The following is an 18108-nucleotide window of genomic DNA, read 5'->3' as shown; positions in this document are numbered from 1 at the left end:
GGCCGCATGGCCCCGCATGGGCCGCTCGGGCCGCCCGGCTTCCGCCTGGCCCGCCAGGCTCACTCGGCCCAGACGCTCGGCGCTTCGGCCTTGGTCGACGGGAGCGCCGCATCCGCGCCCCACTGCACCAGCCACTCCGGCACAGACACGTCGGAGGGTGCGACGCCCACCGCATCCAGCAGCTCGTCGTTGGTCACGATCCCGCCGCTGCGCTTCAGAAACCGCCCCCGGATGAACGCCTGCGTGTAGATCTCGCCGTTCACCGTGAACCGCTGCTCCACATACACGGCCCGCTCGTCGAAGCCCAGGATGCGCGACTCCACCACGAACGGCTGCCACAGTTCCAGCGACTTCCGGAACGAGATGGTCTCCGACGCGACCACCGGATACCAGCCGCGCTCTTTGAAGATCGCCCACACCCCGCTCCGCGTCAGCAGGTCGAACCGCCCGATGTCCGCGATCGACAGATACACACCGTTGTTCATGTGCTTCAGAATGTCGAGGTCGGTCGGCAGCACACGGAACCGGGTGCGGGCAACATCCCAGTGCCCCAGCCGGGCGCCGAACCGCGAGATCAGAGCATGAAGCATCGTCCGAAAGATCATGTGCACCCGACGATGCTAGCCAAGCGCCAACGCCCGCTCACTTTCGTTGTCGACGGCCTCCAAAACGCGGGCACGTGGCGCGGCGGTGGGTTGTGCATTCCGTCGCGACGGCGCGCGGTCGCTACCGGATCGAGCGGCCCGAACCCCGCCCGCGCCCCACGTCACCGCCCCAGCGGCACCTCGACGATGCTCACGCCGGCGGGCGGCGCGGACAGCGCCTGGTCGAGTTCGCCCTTCGTCCGCACGACGCTGTACGCCCACCCGTACGCCTGCGCCAGCAGTGCCAGGTCGATCTTCTGCGGCGTGTACAGCACGCGGTCGAACGCGTTCGCGGGGGCGCTCGACGCCACCTCGAGACCGTCGAAGATGGTCCCGCCGCCGTCGTTGCCGACGATCACCTGCAGGTGCGGTCGCCGCTCGCCTTCGCCGAACAGCAGCGAGCCGACGTCGTGCAGCAGGGTGATGTCACCGAGCAGCACGCGGGTCACCCCCGTGGGCGCTCCTGTCGCTTCTGCGGCCGCCTGGCTTTCCAGGGCGATGCCGATAGCCGTGGCGACGGTGCCGTCGATCCCAGCGAGTCCGCGGTTGGCGTGCACCCGCAGCTTCTTTCCCGGAACGATACGGTCCGCATCCCGCACCAACCGGGATGCGCCGAACAGCAGCCGGTCGTGCGGCCAGGTGTAGCGCCACAGCGCCTCGGCCAGCAGCGGCCGCGTGATGGGTGCGCGCACCGCAGCGAGTTCCGCTTTCGCGAAGGCGAGCGCGTCGGCGCGGTCGTATGAGCGCGCCTTGTCGACGTCGGGTGCCGTCGCGGCCGGGTCGGCCGCCTGCTCCGCCGCCTCGATGAGCCGCCGACTGCCGAACACCCAGCTGCCCACCCAGGCGCGCACCTCCGGCGACCGCAGATCGATGGATGCTGCCGGCAGCACGCGCCCGACGATCCGCGCCCGATGGCCGGGGTTGTACGCCTGCTTCCCGCGGGGTGCCACGACGATCACCTCGACGTCGGCGCGGGTGAGCAGGGCGGGAACCTCGCGGCTGAGCGTCGGATGCCCGAAGACGACAGCGCGCTCGACGCGCCCACCGAACGTGTCCTCGTGCAGCAGCTCCCGGTATGCGACGACGAGGTTCGGCCCGAACCGCGACCCGCTCGATACCTCTGCGAGCAGTGGTGCTCCGGATGCGCGGGCGAACTCCTCCGCGTCGGGTCCGGCGTCCGCTCCCGCGATCACGACGGTGCGGGGCCCGTCGGCGAGCTCGATGGTCTCGCGGCCGAGCGCATCCGGCCCTGCTGGTGCGGGATGCTCGCCGGTCTCGATCCGCCCCAGCTCGGGGACCGCCACCGACAGTGGCTCGCGGAACGCGACGTTGAGGTGCACCGGACCGGGGTCTCCGCTGTCGGCACCGACCGCCTCGCGCACGGCGGCGAGCGCGATCGCGGCGGCGGCGTCGAGTTCGCCGGCTGCGCCGTCCGGCGCGGGGATGTCGCGCGTGGAGCGCACGGCCACGTCGTAAAGGCCGTTCTGCTGGGTGGTCTGGTTGGCGCGGATCCCGCGCAGTTCGTCCGGCCGGTCGGCGGTGAGCACGATCATCGGGATGCCGGATTCGTGCGCTTCGAGAACGGCCGGATGCAGGTTGGCCGTTGCGGTGCCGCTGGTGGTGATGACGACGGCGGGTGCCCCGCCTTCACGTGCGAGGCCGAGCGCCAGGAATCCGGACACGCGCTCGTCGATGCGCACATGGAGCCGGGCGGAGCCGGAGCGTTCGAGTTCGGCGGCGACGAGCGCGAGGGCCTGCGAGCGCGAGCCCGGGCTGACGATCAGGTCGCGGACGCCGGCGCGGACGAGTCCGGTGAGGAGTGCGATGGAGTAGTCGGTGGCGGGGTTTCCCGTGCGTGCGGGTCTGGTGAGGGGTTCACCCATCCCGGCGGCCGGTTTGGTCGTTGTCTGGTCCGTTGTCATCGAGTTCGGCGAGTTCCTTCTCCAGCTGCCGGATGCGCTCCTCCTGGTCGTGGTCGACGCGGAGGCGCTTGAGGAATTCGGGGTCGTCGTCCGGTGCGACGGTGCGGCGTCCGATGCCGCTCTTGCGTCGACCGCGTCCGATGAGGAACCAGAGCACCCCGCCGATGACCGGGAACAGGATGATGACGAGAAGCCAGACGGGCTTGGGAAGGCCGCGCACTCGCGAACGGTCGAACAGGGCGCAGTCTGCCACGGAATAGATGTAGAAAACCGCGGCAGCGACGCCGAGGACTATCCAGAGGCGAACCATGTGTCAATCGTAACTCTCAGAGAGTGTCTCTAAGCTGGGAGGGTGAAACGCATTCCCTCGTGGGTCACCTATACGGTGCTCAGACTGCTGTTGTTCGCGATCCCGCTCGCGATCCTGCTGGTGCTGCGCATCGAATGGTGGATCGCGGTCATCGCGGCAGCCCTCATCGGGCTCTGCCTGTCGTACATCTTCCTGAGCAAGCCGCGCAACGCGGTCTCGAGCGACCTCTACGCCGCCCGCCACCGCGACAAGCCGGCCACCACGGTCGACGACGATGCGGAAGACGCGGTCGTCGACGCCGTCGACCACCCGGACAAGTCCGCCTGATCAGCCCCGTCCAGGCGCGGCCGCGCCTGGAACAATGCGTGCGCCTGCGTCTGCGTCTGCAGGAATCCCTGCGCCTGCGCTAGAACGCGTACGCCGCCCCGAGCGCCAGCGCGACCAGCAGCCCGGTGAAGCTGGTGAGCTGCAGCGCGGTGACCAGCTCCCGCGGAGTCTTCGCGAACAGTGTGATCGCACACGCGGGCAGCGCGGCCAGCAGGGCGAACATCCCGAACCAGGCGAACGGGTACAGCAACGCGAGCACCGCGAGGATGCCGAACGGCACCAGCAGGAACACGCAGAAGACGATCCGGGATGCGACGTTGCCGAGCAGCACGGCGAGCGTTCGCTTGCCCGCCTGCTTGTCCGGCCCGATGTCCCGGATGTTGTTCACCATCAACACGGCGCACGCGATGAGCCCCGCGATGACCGCGCCGAACCAGGCTTCCTGATTGACGACGCCGGACAGCATATAGGTGGTCCCCGCCGTCGCGACGAGCCCGAAGAACACGAAGACGAACACTTCACCGAGGCCGAAGTAGCCGTACGGCCGCTTTCCTCCGGTGTAGAACCACGCCGCGACGATGGCGGCCGCGCCCACGAGGATGACCCACCAGTGCTGGGTCAGCAGCACGAGCGCCAGCCCGGCGACCGCCCCGAGCGCGAAGAAGACGAGCGCGACGGTGAGCACCCGCTTGGGCGCCGCCCGTCCAGAACCGGTCAGCCGGCTCGGCCCCACCCGGAACTGGTCCGTGCCTCGGATGCCGTCGGAGTAGTCGTTCGCGTAGTTGACACCGATCTGCAGGAACACCGCGACCGCGAGGCAGAGAAGCGCACGAACCGGATGCCAGATGCCCGCTCCGTCAGCGACCTTGGCGGCCCCGACACCGATGATGACGGGCGCGATGGCCAGCGGAAGCGTGCGCAGGCGCGCCCCGGCGATCCAGTCGGATGCGGTCGCGGGCTTGACCTTGACCTTCGCCGCCCCCGGCCGGCCGCTCTTGCCGCCGTTGCCGCGCTGAGCGGGCGTCATCCGTTGCATCCGTGGCTTGTTCTGACTCATCACAGAGCGAATCGTAACAACAACCGCTATGCCGTTTCGTCCGCTAACGTCCCTCGTCGCATCGCGCGCGCCTTGCCGCGCCTCGCCCGCTCACCCTCGCCTCGCCCGCTCGCCCCGCGCGCTCTCCGCGATCCGCCGCGCAGCCACCCGGTCCGGCTTGCCGCTGCTGAGGTGCGGCAGCACATCCACCTCAACGACCTCCGCCGGCGCCGCCGCCCGCCCGAGCTGCTCCGCCACATGCGCGCGCACTGCGGCGAGCGCGGTGGCGGCCGCAGCCCCGCCACTCTCGACGACCACGACCGGCACCTGACCCCACTCGGCATCGTCCGCAGCCACGACGACCGCGCCGCCGAACCCGTCCAGAGCCCGAACCGCCCCCTCGACGGCGTCGAGCAGCACCTTCTCCCCACCGGAGATGATCACGTTGTCCGCACGCCCGAACACCGTCACGAGCCCGTCGTCCACCGCGCCGAGGTCTCCCGTGCGATACCACTTCTGCCCGTCCGCCTCATGGAACGCGGCCGCCGTCCTGTCCGGATCGCCGAGGTACCCTTCCGCGAGCACCGGCCCCGCGATCTCCAGCAACCCGTCCACCGCCCGCACTGTGGTCGTGCCGATCGGACGCCCGTCGTACACGCACCCGCCCGCCGTCTCACTCGACCCGTAGGTGCTCAGGATGCGCGCCCCCGCGTCCAGCGCGCGCTCGCGCAGCTCCGTGGTCAGCGCCTGGCCGCCCACGAGGATCCCGTCGAATCGCCGCAGAGCGTCCGCCACCACCCTGTCGCCGGCCTCCGTCGCCGCGACCAGCCGCGCCAGCTGCACCGGCACGAGCGAGACGAACCGCAGGTCGTGGATGAGGTCTCGCGCCACCTCGGCGAACCGCCCGGGGTCGAAGTGGCCATCGCTATAGAGCACCGGCTCCGTCTCGGCCGCAATCGACCGCACCAGCACCTGCGCTCCCGCAACGTAGTGCGCCGGCAGGGCGAGCATCCACTGTCCCTGCCCGCCCATCGCGCCCGCCGAGGCCGCCGCACTGGCCAGCAGCGCATCCGCGGACAGCGCTACCCGCTTCGGCACTCCCGTCGACCCGGAGGTCTCGATCACGAGCGCGACGTTCTGCCCCACCCGCTCACTCTCGCCCGGCCACACCCGATCGACCCGCCCATCGTCGAGCCGTCCACCATCGAACCGCCCACCGTCGACTCGCCCACTGTCGACTCGCCCACCGACGCGACGACCACCACCGCCTTCCCGCGGCACCACCGCCGGCCCTCCGCCGCCGAGCGCATCCCGCAGCGCCTCGAACACCTCATCCACTCGCGCCGAGTCCACCACCCTCAGCGCCCTGGTCACCGCGTCCTCCGCTTGCTCACCACGCTCACGCTGCCGCGCTCAGAACTGCCACGGGAACGGCGACCAGTCCGGCTCCCGCTTCTCCAGGAACGAGTCGCGCCCCTCGACGGCCTCGTCGGTTCCGTATGCCAGCCGCGTGGCCTCTCCGGCGAACACCTGCTGTCCCACGAGTCCGTCGTCCACAGCGTTGAACGCGAATTTCAGCATCCGGATCGCCGTCGGCGACTTGGTCAGGATCTCGTTCGCCCACTCCAGAGCGGTCGTCTCGAGTTCCGCGTGCGGCACGACCGCGTTGACCGCGCCCATCTCGTACGCACGCTGCGACGAGTACTCCCTGGCGAGGAAGAACACCTCGCGCGCGTTCTTCTGCCCGATCTGCCTGGCGAAGTACGCGCTGCCGTATCCGGCGTCGAACGAACCCACATCCGCATCCGTCTGCTTGAACCGTCCGTGCTCGGCGCTCGCGATCGTGAGGTCGCAGACCACGTGCAGCGAGTGCCCGCCTCCGGCCGCCCACCCGGGAACCACCGCGATCACCACCTTCGGCATGAACCGGATGAGCCTCTGGACCTCGAGGATGTGCAGCCGCCCACTGCGCGCAGCGTCGATGCCCGTCGCCGTCTCCCCGTCCGCATACTTGTAGCCGTCTCGCCCCCGGATGCGCTGATCGCCTCCCGAGCAGAACGCCCACCCTCCGTCTTTCGGACTCGGCCCGTTTCCGGTGAGAAGCACCACTCCGATGCGCGGATTCGTGCGCGCATCCTCCAGCGCGGCGTAGAGCTCGTCGACCGTGTGCGGTCGGAACGCATTGCGCACTTCTGGCCGGTTGAACGCCACTCGCGCCACCCGTCCGGCGACATCGTGGTGATACGTGATGTCGGTCAGCTCCTCGAAGCCGGCGACCTCGTTCCACGCGCTCTGGTCGAAGATCTCTGAGACTGCTTTTGCCATGAACCCAGCCTACGGTTCGCCATCCCGCCGCGGACCGGTCGTGCCAGACTTGTGGAATGTTGCCCGAGCTCGCCGACCTGTTGAAAACTGCACGCGTCGTCGCGTTGCCGATGACGGCGAAGTTCCGCGGCATCGCGGTTCGCGAGGCGGTGCTGTTCGAGGGCCCAGAGGGCTGGACCGAGTTCTCCCCGTTCGTCGAGTACGACGACGCGGAGGCCGCGCACTGGCTGCACGCCGCGATCGATTTCGGCTGGCACCCCGCCCCGCCTCTGCTCCGCGACCGCATCCCGGTCAACGCGACCATCCCGGCTGTCGCCGCGGATTCCGTGGCGGGCATCCTCGCCCGCTATCCCGGCGCGCGCACGGCCAAGGTCAAGGTGGCCGAGCCCGGCCAGACCCTCGCCGACGACGTCGCCCGCGTCCGCGCGGTCCGCGACCTTCTGGGGCCGGAGGGGCGCATCCGGATCGACGCGAACACCCTGTGGAACGTCGACGAGGCCGAGCACGCCATCCACGCGCTCGCGCCGTTCGACCTCGAGTACGTCGAGCAGCCCTGCGCGACCGTCGACGAGCTCGCCGAGATCCGCCGCCGGACGAAATACATGGATGTTCCGATCGCCGCCGACGAGAGCGTGCGCAAGGCGTCCGACCCGCTCGCGGTCGCGCGCGCCGGCGCAGCGGACCTCCTGATCGTCAAAGCGCAGCCGCTCGGCGGCATCCACTCCGCCCTGCGCATCGTCGCGGAGGCCGGTCTGCCGATCGTCGTCTCGAGCGCGATCGACACGTCGGTCGGCGTTGCGATGGGCGCCCACCTCGCCGCGGCCGTTCCGCGCCTCGACTTCGACTGCGGGCTCGGCACGGCCGCGATGTTCGTCGAGGACGTGACGGACGAGCCGCTCCTCCCGGTCGACGGCAGCATCCCCGTCGTCCGTCCGTCGGTGTCCAGCGCGCGACTCGACGCCCTCGCGGCCGACGACGACCGCCGCGACTGGTGGCTCGACCGCGTTCGCCGCTGCTACCGCCTGGTCGAGCGCACCGCAGCGCTCTGACCGCTCAGCTGTACAGCTTCTCCGGGACTTCGAGTCCGTAGATCGCCCGCCCAGAACCCCAGATCACCGCGCACGCGGCCCGCAGCAGGTTCAGCTCGTCGCCGCCCTCGCTCAGGATGCGCACGTCGTTGCCTTCGATCGCCACCGAGGCGTCGCCGACCGTTGCCGTCCGACCGTCCTTGCTGAACTCGGTGACCGGATACGGTTCGCTCAGCCCGCGCAGGTCGGCGAGAATGTAGGTCGGCCGCGAGTTCGCATCCGCAGCGATCAGCTGCTTGGCCCGATCCACCCCGGTCAGAACGAGCACGGAGTCGATCCCCGCACGATTCGCGCCCAGGATGTCGGTATCCAGCCGATCGCCGATGAACAGCGCTTTCGACGAACCGAACCGCGTGACGGCCTCCTCGAAGATCGCCACCTCCGGCTTGCCCGCCACGATCGGCAGGCGGCCGGCGGCCGTGTGCACAGCGGACACGAGCGTCCCGTTGCCCGGGGCGATGCCGCGCGCGACCGGGATGGTCCAGTCGGTGTTCGTCGCGACCCACGGCCGCTCCTCGTCCGTCCGGCCCTGCAGCGCGAAGGCGGCCTCAGCGAGCTGGGTCCAGCCGATCTCCGGCGCGAAGCCCTGGATCACGGCGGCCGGGTCGTCGTCGGCGGAACGGGTCACGGAGAACCCGCCCTTCTGCACCTCGTCGACCAGCCCGTCCCCGCCGATGACCAGGATGGTCGCGCCGGCAGGAACATGCTGGGCCAGCAATCGCACGGCGGCCTGCGGCGAGGTCACCACATCGCTCGGGGCCACCGTCAGGCCGAGGTCGGTGAGGTGTCCCGCGACGGACGCGTCGGTCCGGGATGCGTTGTTCGTGATGTAACCGACTCGCACGGTTTCGGCGGCCTGGTTGAGGCTCTCCACGGCGTGCGGGATCGCGTCGGCGCCCTTGTAGACGACCCCGTCGAGGTCGGCCAGCACCAGATCGACTCCGTCGAGCGGCGTCACGGTCTTAGCGCTCCGTCGAAACAGGGCCATCGGTCGCGTCATCCTCCGTGTCGTCGCGGTCATCGTCGCCGGCGCTCACGGGCGTGGCGTCGGTCGAGTCGTCTTCGTCCGCGCCGTTGTCGTCGGCCTCGTCGTCGGAGTCGTCCTCGTCCTCATCAGAGTCGTCATCGGAGTCGTCGTCTTCGTCGTCTGCGTCGTCGTCGTCGTCATCAGAGTCGTCGTCTTCGTCATCTTCGTCGTCGTCGGAGTCGTCATAGTCGTTGTCCGACTCGTCGTCCAGGTCCTCGTCCAGGTCCTCGTCGTCCGCCTCGTCGAGCTCGACGTCGTCCTCGATCTCGATGACCACATCCGCATCGTCGTCGAACGTGCCGGCGTCACCGATGGCGATGCTGTCCTCACCGTCGATGTCGAATTCGAACTCGTACTCTTCCTCGACGACGTCGACGGTCTCGTGCTCGTCCATCGAGAGCGCCTCGCCGATCGCCTCCTCGGCACGGGTCGCACGTTCGCGCCAGGCCTCGGATTCCTCGGTGCGTCCGACTTCGCCGAGCACGTCCGCGTACGCGTGGAACAGGTCCGGACTCCAGCTGTACGCCCGGTTGGGGTCGAGCTGCGGAATCTCGAGCTCGGCCAGCGCAGCATCCGGCTGCTCGAGGTCGAGGCGGGCGCCGGACATCGCAATCGCCAGGGACACCTGCACGTCGTTCGGCAGCGTGGAACGGTCGACAGACCGACCCAGCTCAAGCGCGCGATCAGGGCGTCCGACGCCACGCTCGCTGTCCACCATCAGCGGCAGCTGCTCGTTGGATCCGGAGATCCGGCGGTACGTGCGCAGTTCCCGCAGCGCGAGTGCGAAGTCGCCCGTCGCGTACGCGGTGATCGCGAGCGTCTCCCGCACGACGGCGATACGACCCGCCCGCCGAGCGGCCGAAAGCGCGTGCCGGTGTGCGAGCTCCGGGTCTTCTTCGATCAGCTGCGCGGCCATCACCAAGTGACGCGCAACCCAGTCGGCGTTGTCCTTGCTCAGGGTCTTCAGTTCGACGCGGGCACCCTTGTCGAGGTCGCGCGCCTGCACGCTCTCCGGGATCTCCGGGTCGTCATGGCGCGGACGAACCGATCGCAGTTCCCGCGCCATGCGCTCTTCTTCGGTGAGCTCGCGCTCATAGTCGCGCGCATCGCGGTCGCCGCGCGCCGGCCGGCCGTCCCTGGTCCACAGCTTGTCGCCGTGTCCGCCGCCGTCGCGTCCAGCTCCGCGTCCGCCGCCATCGCGGTCGTAGCCACGGGATGCGCCCCCACGGCTACCCGCCGGAGCCCGGCCGCGCTGCCCGTCGCGCCCACCGCGGTACCCATCACGCGGAGCACCCTCACGGGGTGCGCGGTCACTGCGGTAGCCCTCACGGGGAGCACCCTCACGCGGCGCCCGCTCACTGCGGTAGCCATCGCGAGGAGCGCCCTCACGCGGCGCGCGGTCGTTGCGGTAGCCATCGCGCGGAGCACCCTCACGCGGTCCACGATCACTGCGATACCCGTCACGCGGAGCACCGTCGCTGGGGCGCCGATCGTTGCGGTAGCCATCGCGCGGAGCACCATCACGCGCACCCCGGTCACTCCGGTATCCGTCCCGCTTCTCTCCATCACGCGGCGCACGGTCACTTCGATATCCGTCCCGTGACCCCCCGCTGCGCGGAGCGCCGGCAGCACTGCCGTTCCCGCGGTAGCCACCCGAACGCTCGCCGTCCCGGCCGCCGCCCGCGCGGTATCCACCCTCCCGGGGGGCGCGGTCGCTGCGGTATCCGTCGCGTGGTGCACCCTGACGCGGGGCCCGGTCGCCGCTGCGCCCGCCGTCGCTCGCGTCGCCACTCCTGCCGCGATACCCGTCGCGCGGCGCCGAGTCGCGGTTGCCGCGGTAGCCGTCGCGCTGACCGCCGTCCCGCGAGGCAGAATAGCCGCCGGAACGCTCGCCGTCGCGCGGCGCACGATCATTGCGGTACCCACCGGAACGCTCACCATCCCGCGGCGCACGATCATTGCGGTACCCACCCGAGCGCTGACCGTCGCGGCCGCCCTCTCGGGGTGCGCGGTCACCGCGATAGCCGCCGTCGGAGCGCTGGCCGGCGCGCGGGTTGCCGCCGCGCCCGCCCTGGTACGGGCGACCCGATCCGCTGTCGGATCTGCGCGGTGCGTTCCCTCGGTCACCACCGGAGCGTGCACCGGATGCGCCGCCCCGATTGTCGGCGCTGCGCGCGTCTCGCTGGTCGTCTGCCGGTGTATCGCTCACGACTTCTCCTGTTGGGTGGCGGGCCTGTCGCCCAGCCTATGTCGTTGGTGGTGTGGTCTGTGTGGTGTTGTGGTGGTGTTAAATGCGAAAGAGCCACCCGGTGTGGGGTGGCTCTTTCTAAAAGGAGTCCGGCGGTGTCCTACTCTCCCACAGGGTCCCCCCTGCAGTACCATCGGCGCAGAGAGTCTTAGCTTCCGGGTTCGGAATGTGACCGGGCGTTTCCCTCTCGCTATGGCCGCCGAAACACTATTGATGTATCAAAGTGAACGGACCAATCAGCTGATTGGTTCGGTTCTCGACCGTACATCGAGAACCACATAGTGGACGCAAGCATTCTTCAGGCCTCACACACCAGCCTTACAACATGTGTGTGAGTAGTGATTGTCAAGTTATCGGCTTATTAGTACCGGTCAGCTCCATGGGTCTTTAGTCCCCACTTCCACATCCGGCCTATCAACCCAGTAGTCTAGCTGGGAGCCTCTCGCCCGAAGGCATGGAAATCTCATCTCAAGGCCGGCTTCCCGCTTAGATGCTTTCAGCGGTTATCCATCCCGAACGTAGCTAATCAGCGGTGCTCCTGGCGGAACAACTGACACACCAGAGGTTCGTCCAACCCGGTCCTCTCGTACTAGGGTCAGATCCTTTCAAATTTCCTACGCGCGCAGCGGATAGGGACCGAACTGTCTCACGACGTTCTAAACCCAGCTCGCGTACCGCTTTAATGGGCGAACAGCCCAACCCTTGGGACCTACTCCAGCCCCAGGATGCGACGAGCCGACATCGAGGTGCCAAACCATGCCGTCGATATGGACTCTTGGGCAAGATCAGCCTGTTATCCCCGAGGTACCTTTTATCCGTTGAGCGACAGCGCTTCCACAAGCCACTGCCGGATCACTAGTCCCGACTTTCGTCCCTGCTCGACTTGTCAGTCTCACAGTCAAGCTCCCTTGTGCACTTACACTCGACACCTGATTGCCAACCAGGTTGAGGGAACCTTTGGGCGCCTCCGTTACTTTTTGGGAGGCAACCGCCCCAGTTAAACTACCCACCAGGCACTGTCCCTGAACCGGATTACGGTTCGAAGTTAGATATCCAGAGTGACCAGAGTGGTATTTCAACAATGACTCCACGAACACTAGCGTGCCCGCTTCACAGTCTCCCACCTATCCTACACAAGCCACACCGAACACCAATACCAAGCTGTAGTAAAGGTCACGGGGTCTTTCCGTCCTGCTGCGCGTAACGAGCATCTTTACTCGTAGTGCAATTTCGCCGAGTTCGCGGTTGAGACAGCTGGGAAGTCGTTACGCCATTCGTGCAGGTCGGAACTTACCCGACAAGGAATTTCGCTACCTTAGGATGGTTATAGTTACCACCGCCGTTTACTGGGGCTTAAATTCTCAGCTTCGCCTTACGGCTAACCGTTCCTCTTAACCTTCCAGCACCGGGCAGGCGTCAGTCCGTATACATCGTCTTGCGACTTAGCACGGACCTGTGTTTTTAGTAAACAGTCGCTTCCCACTGGTCTCTGCGGCCGTCAAACGCTCCCGGAGCAAGTCCGTTCACGCCTCAGGCCCCCCTTCTCCCGAAGTTACGGGGGCATTTTGCCGAGTTCCTTAACCACGATTCTCTCGATCTCCTTGGTATTCTCTACCTGACCACCTGAGTCGGTTTGGGGTACGGGCGGCTGGAACCTCGCGTCGATGCTTTTCTTGGCAGCATAGGATCACCGATTTCGTCACTTAAGACTACCCATCGTGCCTGGCCCTATATGAGAGACGGATTTGCCTATCTCTCGGGTTACACACTTAGACCGGGACAACCATCGCCCGGCTCGGCTACCTTCCTGCGTCACACCTGTTAATACGCTAGCCGCACCAGCATAGGGTCGTGTGCTAGGCCCACTCGTCTCAACCCGAAGGCCTCGATCAAGGGGATTCAGACACTTAGCATTACTGGATTAGCTTGGGCGGTTCTTCGCCGGTACGGGAATATCAACCCGTTGTCCATCGACTACGCCTGTCGGCCTCGCCTTAGGTCCCGACTTACCCAGGGCGGATTAGCCTGGCCCTGGAACCCTTGGTCTTTCGGAGGACGGGTTTCTCACCCGTCTTTCGCTACTCATGCCTGCATTCTCACTCGTGTAGCGTCCACGGCTGGTTCACACCGCCGCTTCACTCGCCACACGACGCTCTCCTACCCATCAACACGGCTGGACCACGAAGGCCTACCACTAATGTCAATGCCACAACTTCGGTGGCGTGCTTGAGCCCCGTTACATTGTCGGCGCGGAATCACTTGACCAGTGAGCTATTACGCACTCTTTCAAGGGTGGCTGCTTCTAAGCCAACCTCCTGGTTGTCTGTGCAACTCCACATCCTTTCCCACTTAGCACGCGCTTAGGGACCTTAGTTGGTGGTCTGGGTTGTTTCCCTCTCGACGATGAAGCTTATCCCCCACCGTCTCACTGCTGCGCTCTCACTTACCGGCATTCGGAGTTTGGCTGACGTCAGTAACCTTTTGGGGCCCATCGGCCATCCAGTAGCTCTACCTCCGGCAAGAAACACGCAACGCTGCACCTAAATGCATTTCGGAGAGAACCAGCTATCACGAAGTTTGATTGGCCTTTCACCCCTATCCACAGCTCATCCCCTCAGTTTTCAACCTAAGTGGGTTCGGTCCTCCACGACGTCTTACCGTCGCTTCAACCTGGCCATGGATAGATCACTTCGCTTCGGGTCTAGGACATGCGACTGAATCGCCCTATTCAGACTCGCTTTCGCTACGGCTACCCCTCACGGGTTAACCTCGCCACATATCGCTAACTCGCAGGCTCATTCTTCAAAAGGCACGCTGTCACCCCTACAAGGAGGCTCCAACGGTTTGTAAGCAAACGGTTTCAGGTACTATTTCACTCCCCTCCCGGGGTACTTTTCACCTTTCCCTCACGGTACTTGTCCGCTATCGGTCATCTGGGAGTATTTAGGCTTATCAGGTGGTCCTGACAGATTCACACGGGATTTCTCGGGCCCCGTGCTACTTGGGATACTCTTCACGCCATCAGAACATTTCGGCTACGGGGTTGGCACCCTCTATGACTGGCCTTTCAAAACCATTCGCCTATATTCCTCTGTAACGTTCGCTGTTCGGCAGAAGCAGCAGAAAAGTCCCACAACCCCGACCATGCAACGCCTGCCGGCTATCACACATGATCGGTTTAGCCTGATCCGGTTTCGCTCGCCACTACTAACGGAATCGCTTTTGCTTTCTCTTCCTGTGGGTACTGAGATGTTTCACTTCCCCACGTTCCCTCTACCCGCCCTATATATTCAGGCGGGAGTCACTGGGTCACCTTACGGGCCCAGCGGGGTTTCCCCATTCGGAAATCCTCGGATCAAAGTTCGTTTATCAACTCCCCGAGGCTTATCGCAGATTACTACGTCCTTCTTCGGCTCCAGATGCCAAGGCATCCACCGTTTGCTCTTAGAAACTTGAAATCACATGAGTTTATGAATCGATCGGCCCACCAAAAGGTGAGCAGATTGACCAATGATCTACCAACACTCCAAAAGAGTGTCGATTTGATCTTGTGATCCGAGACTCGAAAGTCTCGAATCTAAGATGCTCGCGTCCACTGTGTAGTTCTCAAAGTACGGGCGGTACCCTTTCCGCCAGCCACATCATGGCCAACAAGAAAAGGTCCAGAGGTTCGTTTCCCACCCCCTGACGGGATGAGGCCCGGTCCCTCAGGACCCAACAGCGTGCATATGCGGAACATCCAGGTCCGAACCGTTCCAACTCCCCGAAGGAAGCGTACTGAGTCCGAGCCGATCAGCTCCGCACCAATGTCAATGTTCCACCCATGAGCTACCAGCGAGAACATTCGTCTCGATCTGGCGCCTGGACACCACCAGCGTCTTTCAACACCGGGATGCCAGATGCTCCTTAGAAAGGAGGTGATCCAGCCGCACCTTCCGGTACGGCTACCTTGTTACGACTTAGTCCTAATCACCGATCCCACCTTCGACGGCTCCTTCCACAAGGGTTAGGCCACCGGCTTCGGGTGTTACCGACTTTCATGACTTGACGGGCGGTGTGTACAAGGCCCGGGAACGTATTCACCGCAGCGTTGCTGATCTGCGATTACTAGCGACTCCGACTTCATGAGGTCGAGTTGCAGACCTCAATCCGAACTGAGACCGGCTTTTTGGGATTCGCTCCACCTTACGGTATTGCAGCCCTTTGTACCGGCCATTGTAGCATGCGTGAAGCCCAAGACATAAGGGGCATGATGATTTGACGTCATCCCCACCTTCCTCCGAGTTGACCCCGGCAGTCTCCTATGAGTTCCCACCATTACGTGCTGGCAACATAGAACGAGGGTTGCGCTCGTTGCGGGACTTAACCCAACATCTCACGACACGAGCTGACGACAACCATGCACCACCTGTTTACGAGTGTCCAAAGAGTTGACCATTTCTGGCCCGTTCTCGTATATGTCAAGCCTTGGTAAGGTTCTTCGCGTTGCATCGAATTAATCCGCATGCTCCGCCGCTTGTGCGGGCCCCCGTCAATTCCTTTGAGTTTTAGCCTTGCGGCCGTACTCCCCAGGCGGGGCGCTTAATGCGTTAGCTGCGACACGGAAACCGTGGAATGGTCCCCACATCTAGCGCCCAACGTTTACGGCGTGGACTACCAGGGTATCTAATCCTGTTCGCTCCCCACGCTTTCGCTCCTCAGCGTCAGTTACGGCCCAGAGAACTGCCTTCGCCATCGGTGTTCCTCCTGATATCTGCGCATTCCACCGCTACACCAGGAATTCCATTCTCCCCTACCGCACTCTAGTCTGCCCGTACCCACTGCAGGCCCGAGGTTGAGCCTCGGGTTTTCACAGCAGACGCGACAAACCGCCTACGAGCTCTTTACGCCCAATAATTCCGGACAACGCTTGCACCCTACGTATTACCGCGGCTGCTGGCACGTAGTTAGCCGGTGCTTTTTCTGCAGGTACCGTCACTTTCGCTTCTTCCCTACTAAAAGAGGTTTACAACCCGAAGGCCGTCGTCCCTCACGCGGCGTTGCTGCATCAGGCTTGCGCCCATTGTGCAATATTCCCCACTGCTGCCTCCCGTAGGAGTCTGGGCCGTGTCTCAGTCCCAGTGTGGCCGGTCACCCTCTCAGGCCGGCTACCCGTCGTAGGCTTGGTGAGCCGTTACCTCACCAACTACCTGATAGGCCGCGAGTCCATCCTTGACCGAAATTCTTTCCACGCACAGGAGATGCCTCCGTACGTCATATCCGGTATTAGCTTCCGTTTCCGGAGGTTATCCCAGAGTCAAGGGCAGGTTACTCACGTGTTACTCACCCGTTCGCCACTAATCCCCCAGAGCAAGCTCCAGGTTCATCGTTCGACTTGCATGTGTTAAGCACGCCGCCAGCGTTCGTCCTGAGCCAGGATCAAACTCTCCGTAAATGTTTAGCTCCACAATCGCAAGCGACCGGGAAACATTGTGCGAGAAGCGGACCGGAAAAAGGTCTGTTCTCCCCGCGAGTTGATCTGACTAGTTTCGAATATCTACTGACATTCTGTATCTAATCCAAAGGAATCTCTTGCCTAGCCGAAGCTAAACACGAGGTTTTTGGCATTTGACATTGTGCACGCTGTTGAGTTCTCAAGGATCGGACGCTCCCACCATCCCGCATCACACGGTCAAAATGGGGCAACCTGTCAACCTTACCACTTTCAATCTGAATGTCAACTCGGCCGTTTCGCGATCCTCAGCGCACCACGAAGGTGCAACCGAATCACACGAGCCGAGCAACAAAACCAGCTCGAAGAGTGAGGGGTTACCATCCTAAGCCGAACAGGCATGCTTGAACAAGTTCAAGCGACTGCTAAGTTTTAGGAGTTGGTCCCGCTTGAGGCCGGGGAGCGGTTCCGCTCTCCCGCACCTTTGGGGTGACAAGTAAGTACTTTACGGACCTCGTGACGGCCTCGCAAATCGCGCCTGCAACTCGGGCGTGTCGCGCTTGGGAATGCGAAACGGCCGACCAGCTGGGGCACCGGGGTGCGCCAGCCGATCGGCCGGTTGTCTGCGTTCGAGCGGGAATCGACCGCGGTGCAGAGAAGTGCGCTGGGGCCTACAGCCCTGAGTACGCGTGGAGTCCCTTGAAGAAGACGTTGACGATACCGAAGTTGAACAGGACGGCGGCAAAGCCGATGATGGCGAGCCAGGCCGACCGCGAACCGCGCCAGCCACGAGTGGCGCGCGCGTGGATGTAGCCGGCATAGATCACCCAGATGATGAAGGTCCAGACTTCCTTGGTGTCCCAGCCCCAGTAACGGCCCCACGCCTTCTCGGCCCAGATGGCTCCGGCGATGAGGGTGAAGGTCCAGGCGATGAACCCGACGATGTTCACCCGGTATGCGAGGTTCTCGAGTGCTGTCGATGTGGGAAGAGTCGCCAGGAACTTGAACTGCTGCGGCTGGGATTCTGCGACCTGCCGTTCCCGCCTGACCTGCAGCAGTTGCAGACCGGACAACGCGAAGCCCAGGGCGAAGAACGCCGTGCCGAGCACGGCCACGATGATGTGGATCACCAGCCAGTACGACTGGAGCGCCGGCTGCAGCGGGACGACCGGGACGTAGTACCGCAAGAGAGCGATGCCCTGCAGCACGAGCACGAGACCCATGACGAAGGTGCCCAGGTACTTGATGTCCCACTTGAGGTTGACCGCCAGGAACACTCCGACGATGACGAGGGTCCCCGTCATCGAGAACTCCCACATGTTGGCCCACGGCACCCGGTCGGCGGCGATGCCGCGGAGAACGGTCGCCACCAGGTGCAAGGCGAAACCGATGATGGTGAGCACGAACGCCCACCGGATCGACGTCGACGACTCCGACCCGTAGAGCAGGTCGTCCTCGACCCTGTTGCTGATCTTCGCGGAGATCCTGCCCAGGGTCGATGTGCCCGCTCGTCCGTTTGCGCCGCCTGAGCCTTCGGCGGTGATGGTCGCCGTGGTGGAGCGCGCGGGCTGTGCGACCTCGGTTCGACGGGCGACCGCGCTCGGCACGGCGGCGGCCTCAACGGCGGTCGCTCGTGCTCCTCGCCGCGAGAGGTCGAGTGCGAACGCGATGAACGCGGCCGCGTAGATTCCCATGGCCGCGTAAATGAACACGGTCGATAGCTGAGCCAGGGTTTCGGTCACAATGCAAG

Annotated in this window: 11 protein-coding genes and 3 rRNA genes; 2 read left to right on the top strand and 12 right to left on the bottom strand. The window is 64.8% G+C overall.

Features of this window, described 5'->3' with window-relative positions; all coding sequences use genetic code 11:
* Positions 1-59: 59 nt before the first annotated feature.
* The 3 genes from ACN6M5_RS14810 to ACN6M5_RS14800 all read right to left on the bottom strand — a co-directional run bounded on the left by ACN6M5_RS14810 (position 60) and on the right by ACN6M5_RS14800 (position 2876).
* Positions 60-590, bottom strand: a complete 531-nt coding sequence (locus ACN6M5_RS14810; protein ID WP_247597246.1) for an acyl-CoA thioesterase — start codon at positions 588-590, stop codon at positions 60-62.
* Positions 591-766: 176 nt separating this feature from the next.
* Positions 767-2527 carry a 2-succinyl-5-enolpyruvyl-6-hydroxy-3-cyclohexene-1-carboxylic-acid synthase gene (gene menD, locus ACN6M5_RS14805; RefSeq protein WP_434952416.1) on the bottom strand — a complete coding sequence of 587 codons (1761 nt, stop codon included), beginning with the start codon at positions 2525-2527 and terminating at the stop codon, positions 767-769.
* Positions 2520-2876, bottom strand: a complete 357-nt coding sequence (locus tag ACN6M5_RS14800) for a PLD nuclease N-terminal domain-containing protein (protein ID WP_085371298.1) — start codon at positions 2874-2876, stop codon at positions 2520-2522. Before ACN6M5_RS14800 ends, menD begins: the two co-directional genes overlap by 8 nt.
* A 42-nt stretch (positions 2877-2918) precedes the next feature.
* Here ACN6M5_RS14800 and ACN6M5_RS14795 point away from each other — a divergent pair, with 42 nt between their 5' ends.
* Positions 2919-3203 (top strand): DUF4229 domain-containing protein, encoded by a 285-nt coding sequence (locus ACN6M5_RS14795; protein WP_247597245.1) that lies wholly within the window; start codon positions 2919-2921, stop codon positions 3201-3203.
* 79 nt (positions 3204-3282) lie between these two features.
* On the opposite strand, the gene ACN6M5_RS14790 is transcribed toward ACN6M5_RS14795, so the two are convergent.
* The 3 genes from ACN6M5_RS14790 to ACN6M5_RS14780 all read right to left on the bottom strand — a co-directional run bounded on the left by ACN6M5_RS14790 (position 3283) and on the right by ACN6M5_RS14780 (position 6564).
* Positions 3283-4260, bottom strand: a complete 978-nt coding sequence (locus tag ACN6M5_RS14790; RefSeq protein WP_434950926.1) for a 1,4-dihydroxy-2-naphthoate polyprenyltransferase — start codon at positions 4258-4260, stop codon at positions 3283-3285.
* A 90-nt stretch (positions 4261-4350) separates the two neighbouring features.
* Positions 4351-5385, bottom strand: a complete 1035-nt coding sequence (locus ACN6M5_RS14785; protein WP_434952414.1) for an AMP-binding protein — start codon at positions 5383-5385, stop codon at positions 4351-4353.
* A 267-nt stretch (positions 5386-5652) separates the two neighbouring features.
* Complete coding sequence (locus tag ACN6M5_RS14780) at positions 5653-6564, bottom strand: 1,4-dihydroxy-2-naphthoyl-CoA synthase (RefSeq protein WP_434950924.1); 912 nt, start codon at positions 6562-6564, stop codon at positions 5653-5655.
* A 56-nt stretch (positions 6565-6620) separates the two neighbouring features.
* On the opposite strand from ACN6M5_RS14780, the gene ACN6M5_RS14775 reads away from it, so the two are divergent.
* Positions 6621-7613 carry an o-succinylbenzoate synthase gene (locus tag ACN6M5_RS14775; protein ID WP_434950922.1) on the top strand — a complete coding sequence of 331 codons (993 nt, stop codon included), beginning with the start codon at positions 6621-6623 and terminating at the stop codon, positions 7611-7613.
* A 4-nt stretch (positions 7614-7617) separates the two neighbouring features.
* Here the strand turns inward: ACN6M5_RS14775 and ACN6M5_RS14770 are convergent, their stop codons facing one another.
* The 6 genes from ACN6M5_RS14770 to ccsB form a co-directional block, all read right to left on the bottom strand.
* Positions 7618-8640 carry an HAD-IIA family hydrolase gene (locus tag ACN6M5_RS14770; protein ID WP_085371303.1) on the bottom strand — a complete coding sequence of 341 codons (1023 nt, stop codon included), beginning with the start codon at positions 8638-8640 and terminating at the stop codon, positions 7618-7620.
* Complete coding sequence (locus tag ACN6M5_RS14765) at positions 8615-10888, bottom strand: tetratricopeptide repeat protein (protein WP_434950920.1); 2274 nt, start codon at positions 10886-10888, stop codon at positions 8615-8617. The genes ACN6M5_RS14770 and ACN6M5_RS14765 overlap by 26 nt, the downstream gene beginning before the upstream one ends.
* 126 nt (positions 10889-11014) lie before the next feature.
* Positions 11015-11131: ribosomal RNA gene (gene rrf, locus ACN6M5_RS14760) — 5S ribosomal RNA — on the bottom strand.
* A gap of 137 nt (positions 11132-11268) precedes the next feature.
* Positions 11269-14385: ribosomal RNA gene (locus ACN6M5_RS14755) — 23S ribosomal RNA — on the bottom strand.
* A 452-nt stretch (positions 14386-14837) separates the two neighbouring features.
* A 16S ribosomal RNA gene (locus tag ACN6M5_RS14750) occupies positions 14838-16361 on the bottom strand.
* Together the 16S, 23S and 5S rRNA genes form the textbook arrangement of a ribosomal RNA operon.
* 668 nt (positions 16362-17029) lie before the next feature.
* On the bottom strand, positions 17030-18103 hold the full coding sequence (gene ccsB / locus ACN6M5_RS14745) for a c-type cytochrome biogenesis protein CcsB (RefSeq protein ID WP_434952412.1): 1074 nt from the start codon (positions 18101-18103) through the stop codon (positions 17030-17032).
* Positions 18104-18108 lie beyond the last annotated feature (5 nt).

The sequence above is a fragment of the Leifsonia araucanica genome, from assembly GCF_051161895.1.
In the GTDB taxonomy this organism is placed as follows: domain Bacteria; phylum Actinomycetota; class Actinomycetes; order Actinomycetales; family Microbacteriaceae; genus Leifsonia.
Note: the sequence above shows the minus strand (reverse complement) of the source record. Positions and strands in the feature narration are given on the sequence as shown.